The organism is Streptomyces sp. 7N604, from assembly GCF_052245475.1.
Taxonomy (GTDB): Bacteria; Actinomycetota; Actinomycetes; order Streptomycetales; family Streptomycetaceae; genus Streptomyces.
This window is the reverse complement of record NZ_JBQQBX010000032.1, coordinates 1-17,367: the sequence shown is the minus strand read 5'-3', so window position 1 is coordinate 17,367 and position 17,367 is coordinate 1. Positions and strand designations below refer to the sequence as shown.

The 17,367-nt window shown below is 72.3% G+C and carries 14 protein-coding genes and 1 pseudogene; 4 read left to right on the top strand and 11 right to left on the bottom strand.

Annotated elements, in window-relative coordinates; translation table 11 throughout:
* Nucleotides 1-452: 452 nt before the first annotated feature.
* A complete protein-coding gene (locus ACTWP8_RS30085) occupies nucleotides 453-902 on the bottom strand; it encodes an ATP-binding protein (RefSeq protein WP_443325240.1) in 450 nt (149 codons plus the stop codon).
* Nucleotides 903-988: 86 nt separating this feature from the next.
* Nucleotides 989-1,330, bottom strand: coding sequence for an anti-sigma factor antagonist BldG (bldG, locus tag ACTWP8_RS30080; RefSeq protein ID WP_055472740.1), 342 nt, complete (start codon nucleotides 1,328-1,330; stop codon nucleotides 989-991).
* A 54-nt stretch (nucleotides 1,331-1,384) separates the two neighbouring features.
* Between bldG and ACTWP8_RS30075 the strand changes: the two genes are divergently transcribed.
* Nucleotides 1,385-3,913 carry a DEAD/DEAH box helicase gene (locus ACTWP8_RS30075; RefSeq protein WP_443325239.1) on the top strand — a complete coding sequence of 843 codons (2,529 nt, stop codon included), beginning with the start codon at nucleotides 1,385-1,387 and terminating at the stop codon, nucleotides 3,911-3,913.
* A 171-nt stretch (nucleotides 3,914-4,084) separates the two neighbouring features.
* Here ACTWP8_RS30075 and ACTWP8_RS30070 read toward each other — a convergent pair.
* From ACTWP8_RS30070 to ssd, 7 genes and pseudogenes are all read right to left on the bottom strand, one after another.
* A pseudogene (locus ACTWP8_RS30070) lies at nucleotides 4,085-4,564 on the bottom strand (Rv3654c family TadE-like protein); the annotation flags it as partial.
* Between the two features lie 47 nt (nucleotides 4,565-4,611).
* The gene (locus ACTWP8_RS30065; protein WP_443325237.1) at nucleotides 4,612-5,058 is read right to left on the bottom strand and encodes a TadE family type IV pilus minor pilin; all 447 of its coding nucleotides are present in this window, start codon (nucleotides 5,056-5,058) and stop codon (nucleotides 4,612-4,614) included.
* Nucleotides 5,045-5,242: a DUF4244 domain-containing protein gene (locus ACTWP8_RS30060; protein ID WP_443317880.1), complete on the bottom strand. Its 198-nt coding sequence runs from the start codon at nucleotides 5,240-5,242 to the stop codon at nucleotides 5,045-5,047. The genes ACTWP8_RS30065 and ACTWP8_RS30060 overlap by 14 nt, the downstream gene beginning before the upstream one ends.
* A 90-nt stretch (nucleotides 5,243-5,332) precedes the next feature.
* Nucleotides 5,333-6,136 (bottom strand): type II secretion system F family protein, encoded by an 804-nt coding sequence (locus ACTWP8_RS30055; RefSeq protein ID WP_443325236.1) that lies wholly within the window; start codon nucleotides 6,134-6,136, stop codon nucleotides 5,333-5,335.
* Entirely contained in the window at nucleotides 6,133-6,990 is an 858-nt protein-coding gene (locus tag ACTWP8_RS30050) for a type II secretion system F family protein (RefSeq protein ID WP_443325291.1), read from the bottom strand. The genes ACTWP8_RS30055 and ACTWP8_RS30050 overlap by 4 nt, the downstream gene beginning before the upstream one ends.
* Nucleotides 6,991-7,061: 71 nt before the next feature.
* Nucleotides 7,062-8,249 carry a TadA family conjugal transfer-associated ATPase gene (locus ACTWP8_RS30045; RefSeq protein ID WP_443325235.1) on the bottom strand — a complete coding sequence of 396 codons (1,188 nt, stop codon included), beginning with the start codon at nucleotides 8,247-8,249 and terminating at the stop codon, nucleotides 7,062-7,064.
* Complete coding sequence (ssd, locus tag ACTWP8_RS30040; protein ID WP_443325234.1) at nucleotides 8,246-9,424, bottom strand: septum site-determining protein Ssd; 1,179 nt, start codon at nucleotides 9,422-9,424, stop codon at nucleotides 8,246-8,248. Before ssd ends, ACTWP8_RS30045 begins: the two co-directional genes overlap by 4 nt.
* Before the next feature lie 475 nt (nucleotides 9,425-9,899).
* Here ssd and ACTWP8_RS30035 point away from each other — a divergent pair, with 475 nt between their 5' ends.
* Nucleotides 9,900-10,736 (top strand): HAD family hydrolase, encoded by an 837-nt coding sequence (locus tag ACTWP8_RS30035; RefSeq protein ID WP_443325233.1) that lies wholly within the window; start codon nucleotides 9,900-9,902, stop codon nucleotides 10,734-10,736.
* 389 nt (nucleotides 10,737-11,125) lie between these two features.
* On the opposite strand, the gene ACTWP8_RS30030 is transcribed toward ACTWP8_RS30035, so the two are convergent.
* Nucleotides 11,126-11,947 carry an oxidoreductase gene (locus ACTWP8_RS30030; RefSeq protein WP_443325232.1) on the bottom strand — a complete coding sequence of 274 codons (822 nt, stop codon included), beginning with the start codon at nucleotides 11,945-11,947 and terminating at the stop codon, nucleotides 11,126-11,128.
* 101 nt (nucleotides 11,948-12,048) lie between these two features.
* Between ACTWP8_RS30030 and ACTWP8_RS30025 the strand changes: the two genes are divergently transcribed.
* Nucleotides 12,049-13,065 carry a nucleotide-binding protein gene (locus ACTWP8_RS30025; RefSeq protein WP_443325231.1) on the top strand — a complete coding sequence of 339 codons (1,017 nt, stop codon included), beginning with the start codon at nucleotides 12,049-12,051 and terminating at the stop codon, nucleotides 13,063-13,065.
* On the opposite strand, the gene ACTWP8_RS30020 is transcribed toward ACTWP8_RS30025, so the two are convergent.
* On the bottom strand, nucleotides 12,998-14,461 hold the full coding sequence (locus ACTWP8_RS30020; protein ID WP_443325230.1) for a hypothetical protein: 1,464 nt from the start codon (nucleotides 14,459-14,461) through the stop codon (nucleotides 12,998-13,000). The genes ACTWP8_RS30025 and ACTWP8_RS30020 overlap by 68 nt on opposite strands.
* Nucleotides 14,462-14,726: 265 nt before the next feature.
* Here ACTWP8_RS30020 and ACTWP8_RS30015 point away from each other — a divergent pair, with 265 nt between their 5' ends.
* Nucleotides 14,727-17,138 carry a SulP family inorganic anion transporter gene (locus ACTWP8_RS30015; RefSeq protein ID WP_443325229.1) on the top strand — a complete coding sequence of 804 codons (2,412 nt, stop codon included), beginning with the start codon at nucleotides 14,727-14,729 and terminating at the stop codon, nucleotides 17,136-17,138.
* The last annotated feature ends 229 nt before the right edge of the window (nucleotides 17,139-17,367 follow it).

The window sequence follows — 17,367 nt, the reverse complement described above, 5'->3', positions numbered from 1 at the left end:
CCAGTCCTTGCGACTTCTTGTGACAAGAACAGCCGCCACGCTCAGGCGTCCTGAGCTCAAGATGTGGACGGATTGTAGGTAGCAGGACTAGATCAAAACAGTGCGCGAGGGCGGGAATTCGCCTGGACCGGTGAAGAGACCAGCGAAGATCAAATAAGCGCTCCCGGGGAATTCGCCCGGATGAAGGATGCTGATCAATTCGCTGACGCCATTGGAATGATCTACGGAATGGCCGACGGAAAGATCTCGGGCCGTACAAAACGCCTGCTCAGCGCTAGTGCGCGGACCATCGCCGCGGGTGGGGTGGGGTGTGCCGAGCTGGGCGAGGCGGCCGGAAAAGGGTCGAGACGTCGCGACGTCGCGGCCGGGGAGGGCGGCCGGAACAGGGGGGAGCGTCGCGGCCGAGCATGGGACGGCCGGGGCTGGGGCCTGGCGGCCAGGGGTGGGTTGAACTAGGGGAGCACCGAGGCCGGGGTCGTCGGCCAGCTCATGCGAATGAGGCCGCCGGTCTCCCCGGCGGTCACCTCGACATCGTCGACGAGCCCGCTGATGACCGCGAGGCCCATCTCGTCCTCCTCCTCGGCGGTGGGCTCCTCCGCGGGTGGCTCCCCGCCCCCGCGGGCAGCGGGCACCGGGCCCGAGGCGTTGGCATGCGGCGCCTCGTCGCCGACCTCGATGGAGAACTTCTTCTCGTCCTCGATCAGGGAGACCTTGACCGGCGCCGAGACACCGCTGCTCTGGTGCAGGCTCACGGCCCGGGTGCAGGCCTCGCCGACGGCCAGCCGCACCTCGTCCAGCACGGCCTCGTCGACTCCCGCCCTGCGCGCCACCGCGGCCGCCACCAGACGCGCGGTTCTGACGTGCTCGGGCAGAGCGCTGAACAGCAGCTCAACGGTGGCCATGCCATCCCCCTCGATCGTGCGGGCGTACATCTCGGGGGCCCGGGCAGAGCCCGGAGCCCCCCGGTGACTTCCGTGCGGTGACGTCGTCAGTCGGTTGCGGCGACGGCGTCGTCGACCGAGGTGTGAATCGGGAACACCTTGGTCAGACCGGTGATACGGAAGATCTTGAGAATGCGCTCCTGGTTGCAGACCAGACGGAGCGAGCCCTCATGGGCACGCACCCTCTTCAGTCCGCCGACCAGCACGCCGAGCCCGGTGGAGTCGAGGAAGTCGACGCCCTCCATGTCAACGACGAGGTGGTAGCTACCGTCGTTGACAAGCTCGACCAGCTGCTCGCGCAGCTTGGGCGCGGTGTATACATCAATCTCGCCACCGACCTCGACGACCGTGCGGTCGCCAACGGTCCGGGTCGACAGGGACAGGTCCACGGATCCTCCAGCACCTTGCATCGAGCGGTCGCCCCCCATGGATCGGCAGCCGCGATGGCATTCAATCACTTACCAGCAGGCGTGCACGACGCCTTCAGCCCATTGTCGGTCACTCCGGTGACAGACTCGGTGCCGATGGCCAACAATCAACTCCCGCACGGCGCGGGCGTCCGCCCGTCCCCCCGCTCGGTCCTGGACCGGCTCGCCGCTGGGGCCGATCGGGCTGTACGCATCACTCATACGGAGCACTTGCCCCCACGTGCGGGCCGTCATGCGGACTGGCCGACGGAGATCCGCAAGGAAGTCACCGACGCCATCGGGCGGGCCGGAATCGAGCGTCCGTGGGTGCACCAGGCGCTTACGGTCGAACACGCGCTGCGCGGCGAATCGGTCGTGGTCGCCACGGGCACCGCCTCCGGCAAGTCCCTCGCCTATGTCACGCCGGTCCTCAGCACCCTCCTCGACGGCTCCGAGGCCCCCAACGGGCGGGGCACGACGGCCCTCTATCTCGCGCCGACGAAGGCGCTCGCCGCCGACCAGCGGCGCGCCGTCGCCGAGCTGGCCGCACCGCTGGGCATCGGCGTGCGGCCCGCGGTATACGACGGCGACACCCCCGTCGAGGAGCGCGAGTGGGTGCGCCAGTACGCGAACTACGTGCTCACCAACCCCGACATGCTCCACCGGGGCATCCTCCCGGCCCACTCGCGCTGGTCCACCTTCCTGCGCGCCCTGCGCTACGTGGTGATCGACGAGTGCCACACCTACCGCGGGGTCTTCGGATCGCACGTGGCCCAGGTGCTGCGGCGGCTGCGCCGGGTCTGCGCCCGCTACGGCTCCGAGCCGGTCTTCCTCCTCGCCTCCGCCACCTCCGCGGACCCGGCCGAGGCCGCGAGCCGGCTCACCGGCCTCCCGGTCGCCGAGATCACCGACGACGCATCGCCCCGCGGCGAGCTGGTCTTCGCCCTCTGGGAGCCGCCGCTGACCCAGCTCCACGGCGAGCAGGGCGCCCCCATCCGGCGTACCGCCACGGCGGAGACCGCGGACCTGCTCACCGACCTGGCCGTCCAAGGGGTCCGCTCGGTCGCGTTCATCCGCTCGCGGCGCGGCGCGGAGCTGATCGCCCTGATCGCCCAGGAGCGGCTGGCCGCCGTCGACCGTTCGCTGCCCGGGCGGGTCGCGGCCTACCGCGGCGGCTACCTCCCCGCCGAGCGCCGTGCCCTCGAGCGCGCCCTGCACTCCGGCGAGCTGCTCGGCCTGGCAGCCACCACGGCCCTGGAGCTGGGCGTGGACGTCTCCGGCCTCGACGCCGTACTCCTCGCCGGATACCCGGGCACCCGCGCCTCCCTGTGGCAGCAGGCGGGCCGGGCGGGCCGCGCGGGGCAGGGGGCGCTCGCCGTACTGGTGGCCCGCGACGACCCGCTGGACACCTACCTGGTTCACCACCCCGAGGCGCTGTTCCGCCGACCGGTGGAGTCCACCGTTCTCGATCCCGACAACCCGTACGTCCTCGCCCCCCATCTGTGCGCGGCCGCCGCCGAACTCCCGCTCACGGAGGCCGATCTCGAACTCTTCGGGCCGGCCGCCCCCGGCCTGATACCGCAGCTCGAACAGCGCAAGCTGCTGCGCCGCCGCACTGCCGCCGGAGTCACGGCCTGGCACTGGCCGCGCCGCGAGCGGGCTGCCGACCTCACCGACATCCGTGGCGCGGGCGGCGCCCCGGTCCAGGTCGTCGAGGCGGCGACCGGCCGTCTGCTGGGCACCGTGGACGCAGCGGCCGCGCACTCGGCGGTCCACGACGGCGCGGTCCACCTCCACCAGGGCCGCAGCTACCTCGTCAAGCACCTCGATCTCGAGGACTCGGTGGCCCTGGTCGAGGAGGCGAACCCCCCGTACTCCACCACCGCCCGCGACACCACGGCGATCTCCATCCTGGAGACCACCACGGAGATCCCGTGGGGCCACTCGCGCCTGTGCTTCGGCTCGGTCGAGGTCACCAACCAGGTCGTCTCCTTCCTCCGCCGGAAACTGATCACCGGCGAGGTCCTGGGCGAGTCGAAGCTGGACCTGCCGCCCCGGACGCTGCGCACCCGCGCGGTGTGGTGGACGGTCACCGAGGACCAGCTCGACACCGCTCGCGTCGCCCCGGAGCAGCTGGGCGGTGCGCTGCACGCCGCCGAGCACGCCTCCATCGGGATCCTGCCGCTGTTCGCCACCTGCGACCGCTGGGACATCGGCGGGGTGTCGGTCCCGCTGCACCCGGACACCCTGCTGCCCACGGTCTTCGTGTACGACGGCCACCCCGGCGGGGCGGGCTTCGCCGAACGCGCCTTCCACACCGCGCAGCGCTGGCTGCGGGCGACCCACGAGGCCATCGACTCCTGCGAGTGCGAGTCCGGCTGCCCCTCCTGCATCCAGTCCCCGAAGTGCGGCAACGGCAACGACCCGCTGAACAAGCGCGCCGCAGTGCGGCTGCTCACCACACTCCTCGCGGGCGCGCCTGAGGAAGCCGCCGGCGCCCGGAACGCCGGGGATGCTGCGGACTCCGGGGAGGCTGCGGACTCCGGGGAGGCGAGCCTTCCCTGACCTCCGGGACCGGCCCGGCCGGAGCACTAGTCGCGGCCCTGCCCTACGGCGCTGGGTGGCGGGCGGAGGTGGGCGCGCCCGGGGCTCCGGGTCAGGCGGATTCCGCCGACCCGGCGGGCCGTGGCTCGGGCGCGGGTCAGGCCCGGCCGGGGTGGCAGCAGGGCCCGCCCGCGAACGAACCCGCGAACTGAAGGGACCCGAGCGCACCTCGGCCGTGAGGTCGGCGATCTCGCCGGTCACCGCGCAGTGCACCACCCGCGCACTCTGCGCGGCCGCCACCCGCCGTGCCGTGGCGCAGGCCGTCGACTGCCCTTCAAGCGCGTGGTCAGCTGCGGCCAGTGCCGCCAAGTCGGCAGCCCCGCCCGCACGGTGACGGGCCACCACCACCTGGCCGAGGCTCAGAACGGCGGCGAACACCGCGCAGAGCACGGTCGCCAGCACGGCTGTCCACACCGTGGCCGACCCCCGGTCGGCAGGTCGCTTGATACGGCCACTCCCGGCTCCCCCGGCTCCCCCGGCTCCCCCGACTGCCCCGGCTCTCCCGGCTCTCCAGGTTGTCCGGGCTCTCCGGGCTGTCCGGGCTCTTCCGCCTCCCCCAGCTCTCCTTGCTCGCTCGTGCGCTGGAGCCGGACAGGGGCGCGTCGAGGGCATGCCCGTGGCGGTGAGGTGTCTCAAGCGGCTCATGCGTCGCATCTGTCTCATCGAGCCGCCACCGCCGCGTCGTCGGCCACCGCCGCATCCTCAGCCAGCGCCGCGGCTTCGGCGCGCAGCCGGACCGACAAGGGCCCTGGGCCGACCGTGGGTGCCTCGACCCGCACCCGCACCAGGTCTCCCTCGCGCTGAAGGGCGACTTCGGCCCCACGTGGCGCGGCCGACCGGGCGGCGGCCAGCGCCGCCGCCCGCGGTTCGGACCGTGCCACCGCGCGGGCCCCGGCCCTCGCCGCGTCCACGCACTGGATCTGCGCGGCGGCGGCCATCAGCCCCCAGAGCAGCACCACGGCGAACAGCGCCAGGGTCGGCAGCACCAAGGCCGACTCAGCCGTCACGTAACCCCTGTCGGAACGGCACCGGCACCGGCACCGGCGGCCCGAACGGCCGGAACACCACCCAGAGGACCGGTCGGAAGACCGTTCAGAACTGCGCATCGAGGGCCCTCCCGATCACCGACTCGAGCGCCGCGGACACCGTCCCGCTCGTCACCACCTTGTAGAGAACAGCGGCGAAGCCACATGCCGCGACCGTCCCCACCGCGTACTCGGCCGTGGTCATTCCTGCCTCCCGCCGCGCTCCGCACACTGCCCGCAACCGAGCACAGACCTTCGCGAACATTCCGACCCCCTCGTTGTTTCGTTCCTTCGTTCCCGCCCTGTCCGCGCAGTTCGCCCGTCTCGGCACTTCGCAGTCGGGGCTCCCACTCGGTCAGCCACCGCTCAGCAGCCCGCTTGCCAGCCCGATCAGTACGGGCGCGACGCCGATCGTCAGAAAGGCGGGGAGGAAGCACAGGCCCAGCGGCGCGGTGGCCAGCACCCCGGCCCGCCGTGCCGCAGCCGTGGCCGCGCGCGCCTGCGCGGCCCGGCAGTCCGCCGCCAGGCGGGTCACGGGCTCCACCGCGGGCACGCCCGCCGCCATGGCACGATCCAGACAGCGCGACAACCCGTCCGCACCCGGAAGGGCCCCCAACCGGCCCCAGGCGACTGCCGGTTCGCCCCCGAGCCGCAGCTCCGCGGCGGCCTGTGCCAGCCGGTCGCCCACCGGGCCGCCCAGCGAACTCCCCACCGCCGCAGCCGCTTCGCGCGGTCCGGCTCCCGCCGCGAGACAAGCGGCCAGCAGATCGGCGGCCAGCGGCAGTTGGCGGCGCGCCGCGTCCTCGGTATCCGCGCCCGCGGCCGGTCTCGGGCGTCGGCGCCACCACGTCCGTATGCCGTACGCCGTGGCGAGCCCCACGGCACACCCCGGCACTCCGCCGACGAGCACGAAGCCGGTGAGTCCCGCGGCCACCGGGGGCCACCCGTCCCGCAGCGCGGCACCACGGCTCCACCTGGCGAACCGGTCGGCAAGCCCCGCCCACATACCGGGCCGCGCGCGGGGCGCCCCCAGCAGAAGAGCCAGCCGCCGACGGGTCGACCGCTCCCGCCGGACCCCGCACATCGCCGCTGCCAGGCATACCGCCGCCACGACAGCGAACACCACCGCCCCCAGCCTGTGGACAACCTCGCCGCTCATGCGGCCCCCGCTCCGCGCCCGACGGCCGCGGACCGCACGATGCGCGATGTCCAGGCCAGCCCAGCGCATTCGAGCAGGACGCCCACCGCCAGGCAGGCCCAGCCGACCGGTGTGTGCAGCAGCACTCGCAGCGGCTCGGCACCCAGCGCGCTGCCCATCAGCAGCCCGAAGACCGGTAGCAGGGCGAGCAGGGCCGCCGTGGATCTCGTACCGGCCAGCTGTGCGTACAGGTCCTCGTCCCGCTCCCGCTCCGCCCTGAGCGCCGCGGCCACCCGCTCCAGACCGGTCGCCAGGCCTGCTCCGCCGTCCGCCGCGACCTGCCAGCAGGCCGCGACTCCGAGCAGTCCCTCCGCGCCCGCCTGCCGCGCCGCCCTGCGCAACGCACCCGGTACGTCCCCGCCGAACCGGGCCGCCGCCAGCACCGAGGCCTCGGCCTCACCGAGGGAGCCGACGGCAGCCGTGCGCAGCGCCTCGTTCGGCTGCCGCCCGGCCCGCAACTCGCCCGCTACGGCGGCGCAAAGATCGATCACCCGCGCCGCGGTGCGTTCTCGCGCCCGACGGCGCTCGCGCCGACGCAGCCACCGCCGCGCCACGGGCAGCGCGGCCACTGCCCCGAGCAGCGGAAGCACGGACTCGCCGAGCAGCGCGACAACTCCCCCGGCCGGCAGGCACCAGAGCTCCGGCCCGAACCGTCCGCCAAGTCGCGCCCGCCACCACTCGCGGAGCGCCGCGGACGCCTTCCGCCACAAAGAGGCCCACGGAGCGGGGAGTCCGCCCCTCTCCGGTTCCGCCTCACCACCGCCCGCGAAGAGCAGGCGCGCCCTGCGCAGTTCTCTGTCCCGCCCGGTCAGCATCCAGAGGGCCAGACCGGCGCACAGCGCAGCCGCGCACGCGGGGCCGGTGTCGACCCCCACTCCTCCCCCCGTCACAGCGCACCCCCACCCCGCGTGCACAAGTGCTCCAACCGCGCCCAGCCCCGCTCCCGCCGGAAGCCGTCAGGGCCCCACACCGCGGCTGGGACCGTCGTGACGAACCCTGCGCCGTCGCGCTCCAGTACGTGCACCTCGGCGATACGGCGCTGCCCGGCCCGGTCCCGTACGAGATGCAGCACCACGGCCAGCGCGGCCGCCAGCTGGCTGTGCAGCGCCGCCCGGTCGAGACCCGCGGTCGAGCCGAGGGCCTCGAGCCGGGCGGGTACGTCCGCGGCGGCGTTCGCGTGCACGGTCCCGCAGCCGCCCTCATGGCCGGTGTTGAGCGCCATGAGCAGGTCCAGCACCTCCGGTCCCCGGACCTCGCCAACGACCAGCCGGTCGGGCCGCATCCGGAGCGCCTGCCGCACCAGGTCCCGCAGCGTGACGCGCCCGGTGCCCTCCTGGTTCGCTGGCCGTGCCTCGAGCCGCACCACATGAGGGTGGTCGGGCCTCAACTCCGCGGAGTCCTCGGCCAGGACGAGCCGCTCCTCCGGGCCCACCAGGCTGAGCAGAGTACTGAGCAACGTAGTTTTTCCTGACCCCGTACCGCCGCTGATGAGGAACGACAGGCGGGCCTCCAGCAGCGCCCTGAGCAGCCGCTCCCCGCCCGGCGGCACCGTGCCGGCGGCGACGAGCTCCGCAAGGCCGAAGGCCCTCGGCCGCACCACCCGCAGGGACAGGCAGGCCGAGCCGACGGCCACCGGAGGCAGTACGGCATGCAGCCGCGTCCCGTCCGGCAGCCGGGCGTCCACCCACGGGCGGGCATCGTCAAGCCGCCGCCCGGCAACGGCCGCGAGGCGCTGCGCGAGCCTGCGCACGGCCGCCGCGTCGGGGAAGCGCACCTCCGTGCGCTCCAGGCCGAGACCGCGGTCCACCCACACCTGGTCCGGTCCTGTCACCAGCACATCGGTGACATCGGGCGCGGCGAGCAGCGGCTCCAGCGGGCCACTGCCGACGAGCTCCGACCTCAGTCGCGCCACGACGCCCAGCACTTCCGCGTCGCCCAGCAGCCGCCCCTGCTCGCGCAGCACTGCCGCCACCCGCGCCGGTGTCGGCTCGGCCCCGGTCTCCGCGAGCCGCAGCCGCACCGCCTCCACCAGTGGCGCCGGAAGGACGCCCCCCACAGGGCTCCTCGCGCTCATCCCGTCACGCCCCCCTTGCCACCCCAGGCATCGCCGGTGGAGCCGGTCCCCATGGCTTCACCCGATGGACCACGGCCCGAGGGAGCGGCCCCACCGCCGCCCGCCAGGGCCTGTTCCCAGAACGCCGAGCAGAATCGGGCGAGCGGACCCCGCGCGCTGCTCCCGGGCGGGGCTCCGCCTTCGAGGGCGTCCATCAGCCCCGGCTCCGGGCGGAGTTCACCCGCCAGCGGCAGGCCCAGCAGCCGCGCGATCTCCTCGTCGTCGAGCCCGGCGCCGCACGGGCCCCGCACCACCACCCGCAGGTCCCGCAGCACCATGGCCGCCGACGCCGCAACCCGGTGCGCCGCCGCGACGGCCCGCAGCTCCGCGGGCACCACCAGCAGCCCGGCATCCAGCTGCGCGAGGGCCTCGGCGGCCGCGTCGTCCACCCGCCGCGGCAGATCGACCACGACCACTCCGCCGCGCCGGCGGGCGGCGGACAGCACCGAGCGCATCGCCTCCGGCGGGATGACGACCGAGTCGCCCCTGTCCCAGCTCAGCACCCGCAGGGAGTGCAGCTCGGGCAGCGACTCCTCCAGCGCCCCGCCACCGACCCGGCCGCGCGACTGGGCGAATGCGGGCCACCTCAGCCCGTCCGCGCCCTCCCCGCCCAGCAGCACATCGAGCCCGCCACCGAGCGGATCACCGTCGATGAGCATCGTGCGCTGCCCCGCGCGGGCCGCGGTCACGGCCAGCGCGCAGGCCAGGGTGCTCGCCCCGGCCCCGCCGCGGCCGCCGATCACCCCCACTGTCAGCGCCTGCCGTCCGACGCCTTCCACCGCGTCCGCGATCCGGTCCACCAGCCACGACTCGGCATCGGGCAGGAACAGGACGTGGTCGGCGCCGATGTCCACGGCCTGCCGCCACACCGCGTGATCGTCGAGGTCCCGCCCGACGAGCAGCACTCCCGCTCTGCGCGCGGCGCCGCGGAGTCGGTGCGCCGCGTCGTCCCCGACCAGGACGAGCGGCGCTCCCTCCCAGCTCCCCCTCCCCGCGGGCAGACCCGGCGAGACTTCCGGCTCGGCGCCGGCCGCCGCGCACAGTCTCAGCAGATCATCGAGCAGTCCCTCGTCCTCCGTGACGATCAGCGGTCGGCCCTGCTGTCCGCCCGCCGCAAGCAACCGATCGGATGTCATGGATCCGGCCACGCTCCCCGCCCCCTCACACTTCGCACTCTCGCGTCCGCGGACATCCGCGAACGTCCGCGAACACCGCGGGGAATCACCGTGCAGCGATCCGGAAAATCCTGTGGATCTTCGTCAAAAACTGTGGACAACTCGCCAGTTGTGAATATCCCGCTCACCTATACCGGTGACATCCCCTCCGCAGCGCGACGATTACGCTCCGTCACTCGTCACTGGTACGGAGGGCCGGGGGCGCACAACGGCGCGGAAGGGGAGCGAGGTGAAGCAGTGGACGGCGAAAATGCGTCCGGACATGCGACGACCCCCGCCGGGGGGGAGAGCGGGGGTCGTCCCCAGGGCCGACTCGGGGGGGGAGGAGTCGGACCGGGTTAGCACGGTCGCGAACGATCCGTGACTTCCATGGTGTACCCGAGAGCCTTCTCAGGCAAACCCACGCGCCCCAGCTTACGCCGAATGGCAGGCCCCTATGCTCACCCTCGTGGAAAACCACTCCTTGCCGCGCACAGCCGCCTTCTTCGATCTCGACAAGACAGTGATTGCGAAGTCGAGCACGCTGACCTTCAGCAAGTCCTTCTACCAAGGCGGCCTGATCAACCGCAGGGCCGTACTGCGCACCGCCTATGCCCAGTTCGTCTATCTCGTCGGCGGTGCCGACCACGACCAGACGGAGCGGATGCGCCAGTACCTCTCCGCCCTGTGCCGCGGCTGGAACGTCCAGCAGGTCCGGGAGATAGTGGCCGACACCCTGTACGAGCTGATCGACCCCATCATCCACGACGAGGCGGCCTCGCTCATCGAGGAGCACCACACGGCCGGCCGCGACGTGGTGATCGTCAGCACCTCGGGTGCCGAGGTCGTCGAACCGATCGGCGAGCTGCTCGGCGCCGACCGCGTGGTGGCCACCCGCATGGTCGTGAAGGACGGCCGCTTCACCGGCGAGATCTCGTACTACTGCTACGGGCCCACGAAGGCGGAGGCCATCGCCGAGCTGGCCGAAAGCGAGGGCTACGACCTGGCGCGCTGCTACGCGTACAGCGACTCGGTGACCGACATCCCCATGCTCGAGGCCGTCGGCAACCCGCACGCCGTCAACCCGGACAGGGGGCTGCGCCGCGAGGCGGTGGCCCGCGGCTGGCCGGTGCTCACCTTCGACCGTCCGGTCCGGCTGAAGCAGCGCGTACCGTCGCTGTCCATGCCGCCGCGCCCGGTGCTCGCGGCCGTCGCCGCGATCGGCGCGGCGGCCGCCACCGCGGGCCTGGTCTGGTACGCGAGCCGGCGCCGCGCCGCGTATGCCCGTATTTGAAGTCAAAAGTAAAGAACTGCAAGCAGGGCTTCCGCTTAATCATTCGCGGGAGTACAAAGAACGTAACGGCCCGCGAGACCAGGGATATCCGGGAGGATCTTCCCGATAACGCATCGAGGCCCCACGGACCGAAGCATGGAAGTCGGGCACCCACGCGACGTCGACCCGTCGAATACGGGCCAGCCGCACCAGGTGACGGGCAAAAGTTCCCGGCCTGATGGGCGAATATCGAGCACGCACTGGTAACCGGACGGACATGCCAGCGGCGGTACCAATTGGTACCGCCGCAACCCTGTTCAGGGACCGGGAATCAAGCCGCGCCTCAAGGCACCGGAGTCAAGCCGCGCCTCAGGGCACCGGAGTCAGGCCGCGCCCCAGGGGACCAGCGGTCAGGCCGCGCCGCGCTGCAGCGCCTCGCACACCGCCGTGCTCTCCCTGACCCCAAGCTCCACCGCCCGCCCGCAGTGAGCGATCCACGCCGCCATCCCCTCCGGCGTCCCGGAGGCGTACGCCTCCAGCGCCTGCGCGTACGCCTCGCGCCCCAGCTCCGCGTGCCCCACCTCCGCCGGGCAGACCGACTTCGGGTCCAGCCCGCTGCCGACCAGGACGATCCGCTCCGCGGTCCGCGCCACAAGACCGTTGCACGACCCGAAGGGCCGCAGCGCCAGCAGTTCGCCGTGCACCACCGCGGCCGTCACCAGCGCAGGCGCCGCGGTCCCCGCCAGCAGCAGTCCGGCCAGGCCGTCCAGCCGGCCCGCCACCTCGCCCGCGTCCGGGAGAGGCAGCTCGACGAGCGGCTCCGAGACCGCTTCGCCCGCCTGCCGCGGCCGTCCCACCGTCTCGTCCGGCGCCGCGCCGACCGCCGCCACCAAGTGCAGCCGGGCGAGCGCCCGCAGCGGGGACTGCCGCCACACGCCGAGCAGCTGGCCCGCCTCGGCGGTGAGCCGCAGCGCCGCGCCGACCGTCCGCGGCTCGCCGTCACCCCCGAAGTCGGTGCGCCGCCGCACCTCTTCCAGGGCCCAGTCGGCGCCGGCCAGCGCCGCCGAGGCGCGTGCCCCGCGCAGCGCGGCCTCCGAAGTGATCTCGTTGCTGCGGCGGCGCATCACCCGATGGCCGTAGACCCGGTCCACGGCCTTGCGCACGGAGTCCACGGAGTCGGCGACACCCGGGAGATCGGCCAGAGCGGCCAGCGGATCGGCATTCGTACCCATGGGCAGGAGCCTACGCACCCACCGCGCACGCCCCTCGAAGGAGTGGTCTTCTTCACGGAGATCACTTCGGGCGAGGGCTGGGCGCCGTAGTCTAGGTGAACATGAAGATCGCTTTCGTAGGGAAGGGCGGCAGCGGCAAGACGACGCTGTCCTCGCTGTTCATCCGCCAGCTCGCCGCGACCCGTATCCCGGTCATCGCCGTGGACGCCGATATCAACCAGCACCTGGGCCCCGCCCTCGGCCTCGACGAGGCGGACGCGGCGGATCTCCCCGCCATGGGCGCCCGGCTGCCGTTGATCAAGGACTATCTGCGCGGCACGAATCCGCGGATCGCGTCCGCTGAAACCATGATCAAGACGACGCCGCCCGGCGAGGGTTCACGACTGCTGCGGATCCGCGAGGACAATCCGGTCTACGCCGCCTGCGCCCGGCCGCTGGAGCTCGAGGGCGGCACGGACGTACGCCTGATGGTGACCGGCCCCTTCACCGATTCCGATCTCGGCGTCGCCTGCTACCACTCCAAGGTCGGAGCGGTCGAACTGTGCCTGAACCACCTGGTCGACGGCCGCGACGAATACGTCGTCGTCGACATGACGGCGGGCTCCGACTCCTTCGCCTCCGGGATGTTCACCCGCTTCGACGCGACCTTCCTGGTCGCCGAGCCCACCCGCAAGGGCGTTGCCGTCTACCGCCAGTACAAGGAGTACGCGCGCGACTTCGGCGTAATCCTGCATGTGGTCGGCAACAAGGTGCAGGGGCCCGACGACGTGGCCTTCCTGCGCGAGGAGGTGGGCGACGACCTGCTCGTCACCTTCGGTCACTCCGACTGGGTGCGGGCCATGGAGAAGGGCCGCCCGCCTCGCTTCGAAACACTCGAGCCCGCCAACCTCGGTGCGCTGCGGACCCTGTACGAGGCGGCCGACGCGTCGTACGAGCTGCGGGACTGGGAGCGCTACACCCGCCAAATGGTCCACTTCCACCTGAAGAACGCGGAGAGCTGGGGCAACGCGAGGACGGGCGCCGACCTGGCGGCCCAGGTCGACCCCGCGTTCACCATGGACGAAGGCCTGGCCACGGCGCAGGGCCCGGGGGCCGCTTCCGCTCCCCAGCCCGCTTGACCGAGGCCCCTTCGGCCGATGACCGGGCCCTGACGGGGGGCTTGTCGCCGGACGAACGGGCCTTGCTCCACGGCAGGGCCCCGTCCGACAACGCGTCGACCGATGGCCCCTCGACCGACGACCTCTCGGCCGGCGACTCCTCGGCCGGCCGTCCCGGGCCCGCGGGCGCCGCGGGCCGGGCGCCCAGGAAGGCCGCCCAGCCCTCCTCGGGCTTCTCGCCGACCTCGAGGCTGCGCAGCCTCTCCAGCACCTCCGGGTCCTGCGCGTCCAGCCAGTCCGCGAGTTGCTTGAAGGTCACGCAGCGCACGCCCTCCCTGCGGCACACGGCCTTGATGGTGTCCTCAACGGCGCGCATGTACGTTCCACCGTTCCAGGACTCGAAGTGGTTGCCGATGAAGAACGGGGCCCGGTTGCCGTTGTAGGCCCGGTCGAAGGCGGCCAGGAGCCCGTCGCGCATCTGCTTCCCCCAGAGTTTGTGCCGCGACGGGTCGCCCCTCACCGTTCCCGACTGGTTGGCCAGGAAGTTGTAGTCCATCGACAACGTCTCGAAGGTGCGCCCGGCCAGGGGGACTTCCTGGAGCGGGAAGTCCCAGATCCCGTCGATCTTGTCCGGCCAGACCTGGCGCCCGCCGGACGAGCTGGCGTCATAGCGGAAGCCCATCGCCTTTGCCGCGGGGATCAGGTTCTTCTGGCCCTCCAGGCAGGGTGCACGGCCGCCGACCAGCTCCTTGCTGTAGTCGAAGGGCAGCGGCGTCATGTTCTTCAGGCCGGAGTTCGTCCGCCAGCGCTTGACGAACCACTCGGCCTGCTCGATCTCGCTCTTCCACTCCGCAGGGGACCAGGTGCCGACACCCCCGTTGGGGCCGCAGAAGTGGCCGTTGAAGTGGGTGCCGATCTCGTTGCCCTCCAGCCAGGCGAGGCGGACCTGCTCCAGGGTGGCGCGGATGCCCTTGATGTCGTTGAAGCCGATGTCCGAGGCACCGCGCGCGTGCTTGGGCGGTTCGTAGAGCCGCCGTTTCTCGTGCGGCAGGACGTAGACGCCGCTGAGGAAGTACGTCATGCGCGCGTCGTACTCGTTGCCGATCGCGCGGAAGCGCGAGAAGAGCTTCTGGCTGTCCTCGCCCGCGCCGTCCCAGGAGAAGACCACGAACTGCGGCGGCCGTTCGCCCGGTCTCAGCCTTTCGACAGCGGGCTGGAGGGGCTGGCGTCCGGTGTCGGCCGTCGATCCGTCGCCGATCAGCCGGACCCTGGCGGCGGTGGGTCCCTTGGGGATGGTGAAACGTTTCTGCTCCTCGTCCGGGTCCCGCTTCGTCACGACACCGCCGGAGCAACCGCTGACCGCCAGGGCCATCGCCGACGTGGCGACACCCAGGAGCACTTTCCTCGGGGCTGCCATAGCACCGCTCTCCCTCGTGCACGCGAACACCACCGCGACACACCGTGGCATGACCGGGACGGAGGATTTGTACGACAGGCTGACGGCCACACATCTTCACTCGAATGACGTAACTAGCAGGGCTTTTGCCCCGAATGAGCCTCACCCGTCTTTACCTTGCGTTACGATTCTTTTACCGAGAGTTGAGGATTGTCATCCCGCCGCTGTACGCCGTGACCCACGGCCGCATGATCGCGACCGCGCCGCCCCGGAGGAGACGGGAACCATGTCTGCCTGCTCGCCCACACACCTCGACCGCCCCTCTCGCTCGTACCGTTTCGCCCGCGTGAAACGGACCACCCGGATCCCGCAGGACCCCAGCCCGCCGTGCCCGAGCCCGTCGCCGGACACCCTTCCCGGCCGCCCCGGCGGCAGATTCCCGGTCCACCCCGCCGACCTCTCCGCCTCGGTCACCGTCTTCCTCATCGCGCTCCCGCTCTCCCTCGGTATCGCCCTGGCCACCGGCGCACCGCTCCAGGCAGGGCTGGTCGCCGCGGCCGTCGGCGGCATCGTCGCGGGGACGCTGGGCGGCGCGCCGCTTCAGGTCAGCGGACCTGCTGCCGGTCTCACCGTGATCACCGCGGAACTGATCCAGATCTACGGCTGGCGCACCACGTGCGCCCTCACCGTCGTCGCCGGGCTCACCCAACTCGCCCTGGCATGCGTACGGGTGGCCCGGTCCGCGCTGGCCGTCAGCCCCGCGATCGTGCACGGGATGCTGGCCGGCATCGGCGTCACCATCGCGCTGGCACAGCTCCATGTCGTCCTCGGCGGCAGCCCCCAGAGCTCCGCGGTCGCCAACGCCTTCGCCCTCCCAGGGCAGTTGGCGGCTCCGCATCCGGCGGCGCTGACGGTCAGCGTGCTCACCGTCTCGGTGCTCCTGCTGTGGCCGCGGCTGCCCGGGGCGTGGGGCCGTGCGCTCCGCAAAGCCCCGGCCGCGCTGGCGGCGGTGGCCCTCGCGACGGCGTGCACGGTCCTGGCCGGCCTGCACCTGCCGCGCGTTGATCTGCCGTCCTGGCGCAGTCACGCGCTGCCCGAGCTGCCGCACGGACCGGCGCTCGGGCTGCTCGCCGCCGTCCTCACGATCACTCTGGTGGCGAGCGTGGAGTCTTTGCTGTCCGCCGTCGCGGTCGACAAGCTGGCGGCAGCCCGGCGGGGAGAGCCGGAGCAGCGCGTTCCGCGCGCCAACCTGGACCGGGAGCTGCGCGGCCAGGGGGCGGCCAATGTCGTGTCAGGGCTGCTGGGCGGGCTGCCGGTCACGGGTGTGGCCGTGCGCAGCGCGGCGAATGTCGCGGCCGGAGCGGTCAGCCGCGGTTCCGCGGTGCTGCACGGCGTATGGGTGTTGCTGGCCGCCGGGCTGCTCGTCGGGGTGCTGGAGCTGATTCCGCTGGCCGTGCTCGCAGCGCTGGTGATGGTGGTGGGCGTGCAGATGGTGAATCTGACGCATATCCGCAGCGTCCAGCGGCACCGCGAAGTCCTGGTGTACGCGGCGACGCTGGCGGCCGTCGTGCTGCTCGGCGTCCTCGAGGGGGTGGCGGTCGGAATCGCCGTCGCCGTGTCGGTCGCGCTGCACCGGCTGGCCCACACCCGTATCACGGTCGAGGAGGAGCCGGACGGCACTCACCGGGTGCTGGTGCGCGGCCAGTTGACGTTTCTCGCGGTGCCCCGGCTGAGCCGGGCGCTGGGTCAGGTGCCGGACGGGGCCCCCGCGCGCGTGGAGCTGGACGGCTCGTTCATGGACCACGCGGCGTACGAGACGCTGCAGAGCTGGCAGGACGCACATACCGCGCACGGCGGGACCGTCGGCGTCACGGGCCGGGACGGGCGGCGGATCGCCGAGCCCGCGTCGGCGGCCGTCCACAGCTGCCGCCCCTGGACGCCCTGGCGCAACCACGCCTGCACCCGGCCGGGCCCCGAAGCCGTGCCCTGGGCCGGGGGGAACCACCAACTCGCCAGCGGACTCAGCGCGTTCCAGCGGAACACCGCGCCACTGGTCCGGGAAGAGCTCGCCCGCCTCGCCCGCGAGGGTCAGCGCCCCTCCCACCTGTTCCTGACCTGCGCGGACTCCCGGCTGGTTACCAGCATGATCACCTCCAGCGGTCCCGGCGACCTCTTCACCGTGCGGAATGTGGGCAACCTGGTACCTCCGCCGGAAATGTCACGTACGGGGGAAGACGCGGGCTCCGGAACGGGCGACGACTCGGTGGCCGCCGCGATCGAGTTCGCCGTCGACGTCCTGAAAGTCAGCAGCATCACGGTGTGCGGGCACTCCGGCTGCGGTGCCATGCAGGCGATGCTGGGCGCCGTACCCGACGAGCGAAGAACATCGCTGGGGCGCTGGCTGCGGCACGGCCTGCCCAGCCTCGAGCGGATGGCCGGCAGGCAGGGGATGCACCGTCCCCGGATCGTCGGCCGGGCGGCGGCCGATGCGGTCGAGGAGTTGTGTCTGGCCAATATCGTGCAGCAGTTGGAGCATCTGGCGGCCCATGACTCCGTGGCGCACCGAGTGGCCGAAGGCACACTGGAGCTGCACGGCATGTACTTCCATGTGGGGGAGGCCCAGGCCTATCTGCTCGACGAGGAGGCGGAGGTCTTCGCTCCGGTCGCCCCGACGGCGCAGGAGCAGCGCCCGGCATGAAAAATAGGTCTAAACCAATTTCCCGGAAGACCTTGTCACGTGGCCAGCGGACTGATGAGCTATGGCCTGGGACAAAAGTCACCCTGGGAATGGGAGATGCCGTGAGCAACGAGAGCCTGGCCAACCTGCTCAAGGAGGAGCGTCGGTTCGCACCGCCCGCCGATCTGGCCGCCGCCGCCAACGTCACCGCGGAGGCATACCAACGGGCCGGAGCCGACCGGCTGGGCTT

Bases quoted from the DNA above. Each gene is read 5' to 3' on its own strand.
- ACTWP8_RS30085 (WP_443325240.1), bottom strand. From the start codon at position 902: ATGGCCACCGTTGAGCTGCTGTTCAGCGCTCTGCCCGAGCACGTCAGA.
- ACTWP8_RS30075 (WP_443325239.1), top strand. From the start codon at position 1,385: ATGGCATTCAATCACTTACCAGCAGGCGTGCACGACGCCTTCAGCCCA.
- ACTWP8_RS30065 (WP_443325237.1), bottom strand. From the start codon at position 5,058: ATGCGCAGTTCTGAACGGTCTTCCGACCGGTCCTCTGGGTGGTGTTCC.
- ACTWP8_RS30060 (WP_443317880.1), bottom strand. From the start codon at position 5,242: ATGTTCGCGAAGGTCTGTGCTCGGTTGCGGGCAGTGTGCGGAGCGCGG.
- ACTWP8_RS30055 (WP_443325236.1), bottom strand. From the start codon at position 6,136: ATGAGCGGCGAGGTTGTCCACAGGCTGGGGGCGGTGGTGTTCGCTGTC.
- ACTWP8_RS30050 (WP_443325291.1), bottom strand. From the start codon at position 6,990: ATGCTGACCGGGCGGGACAGAGAACTGCGCAGGGCGCGCCTGCTCTTC.
- ACTWP8_RS30045 (WP_443325235.1), bottom strand. From the start codon at position 8,249: ATGAGCGCGAGGAGCCCTGTGGGGGGCGTCCTTCCGGCGCCACTGGTG.
- ssd (WP_443325234.1), bottom strand. From the start codon at position 9,424: ATGACATCCGATCGGTTGCTTGCGGCGGGCGGACAGCAGGGCCGACCG.
- ACTWP8_RS30035 (WP_443325233.1), top strand. From the start codon at position 9,900: ATGCTCACCCTCGTGGAAAACCACTCCTTGCCGCGCACAGCCGCCTTC.
- ACTWP8_RS30030 (WP_443325232.1), bottom strand. From the start codon at position 11,947: ATGGGTACGAATGCCGATCCGCTGGCCGCTCTGGCCGATCTCCCGGGT.
- ACTWP8_RS30025 (WP_443325231.1), top strand. From the start codon at position 12,049: ATGAAGATCGCTTTCGTAGGGAAGGGCGGCAGCGGCAAGACGACGCTG.
- ACTWP8_RS30020 (WP_443325230.1), bottom strand. From the start codon at position 14,461: ATGGCAGCCCCGAGGAAAGTGCTCCTGGGTGTCGCCACGTCGGCGATG.
- ACTWP8_RS30015 (WP_443325229.1), top strand. From the start codon at position 14,727: ATGTCTGCCTGCTCGCCCACACACCTCGACCGCCCCTCTCGCTCGTAC.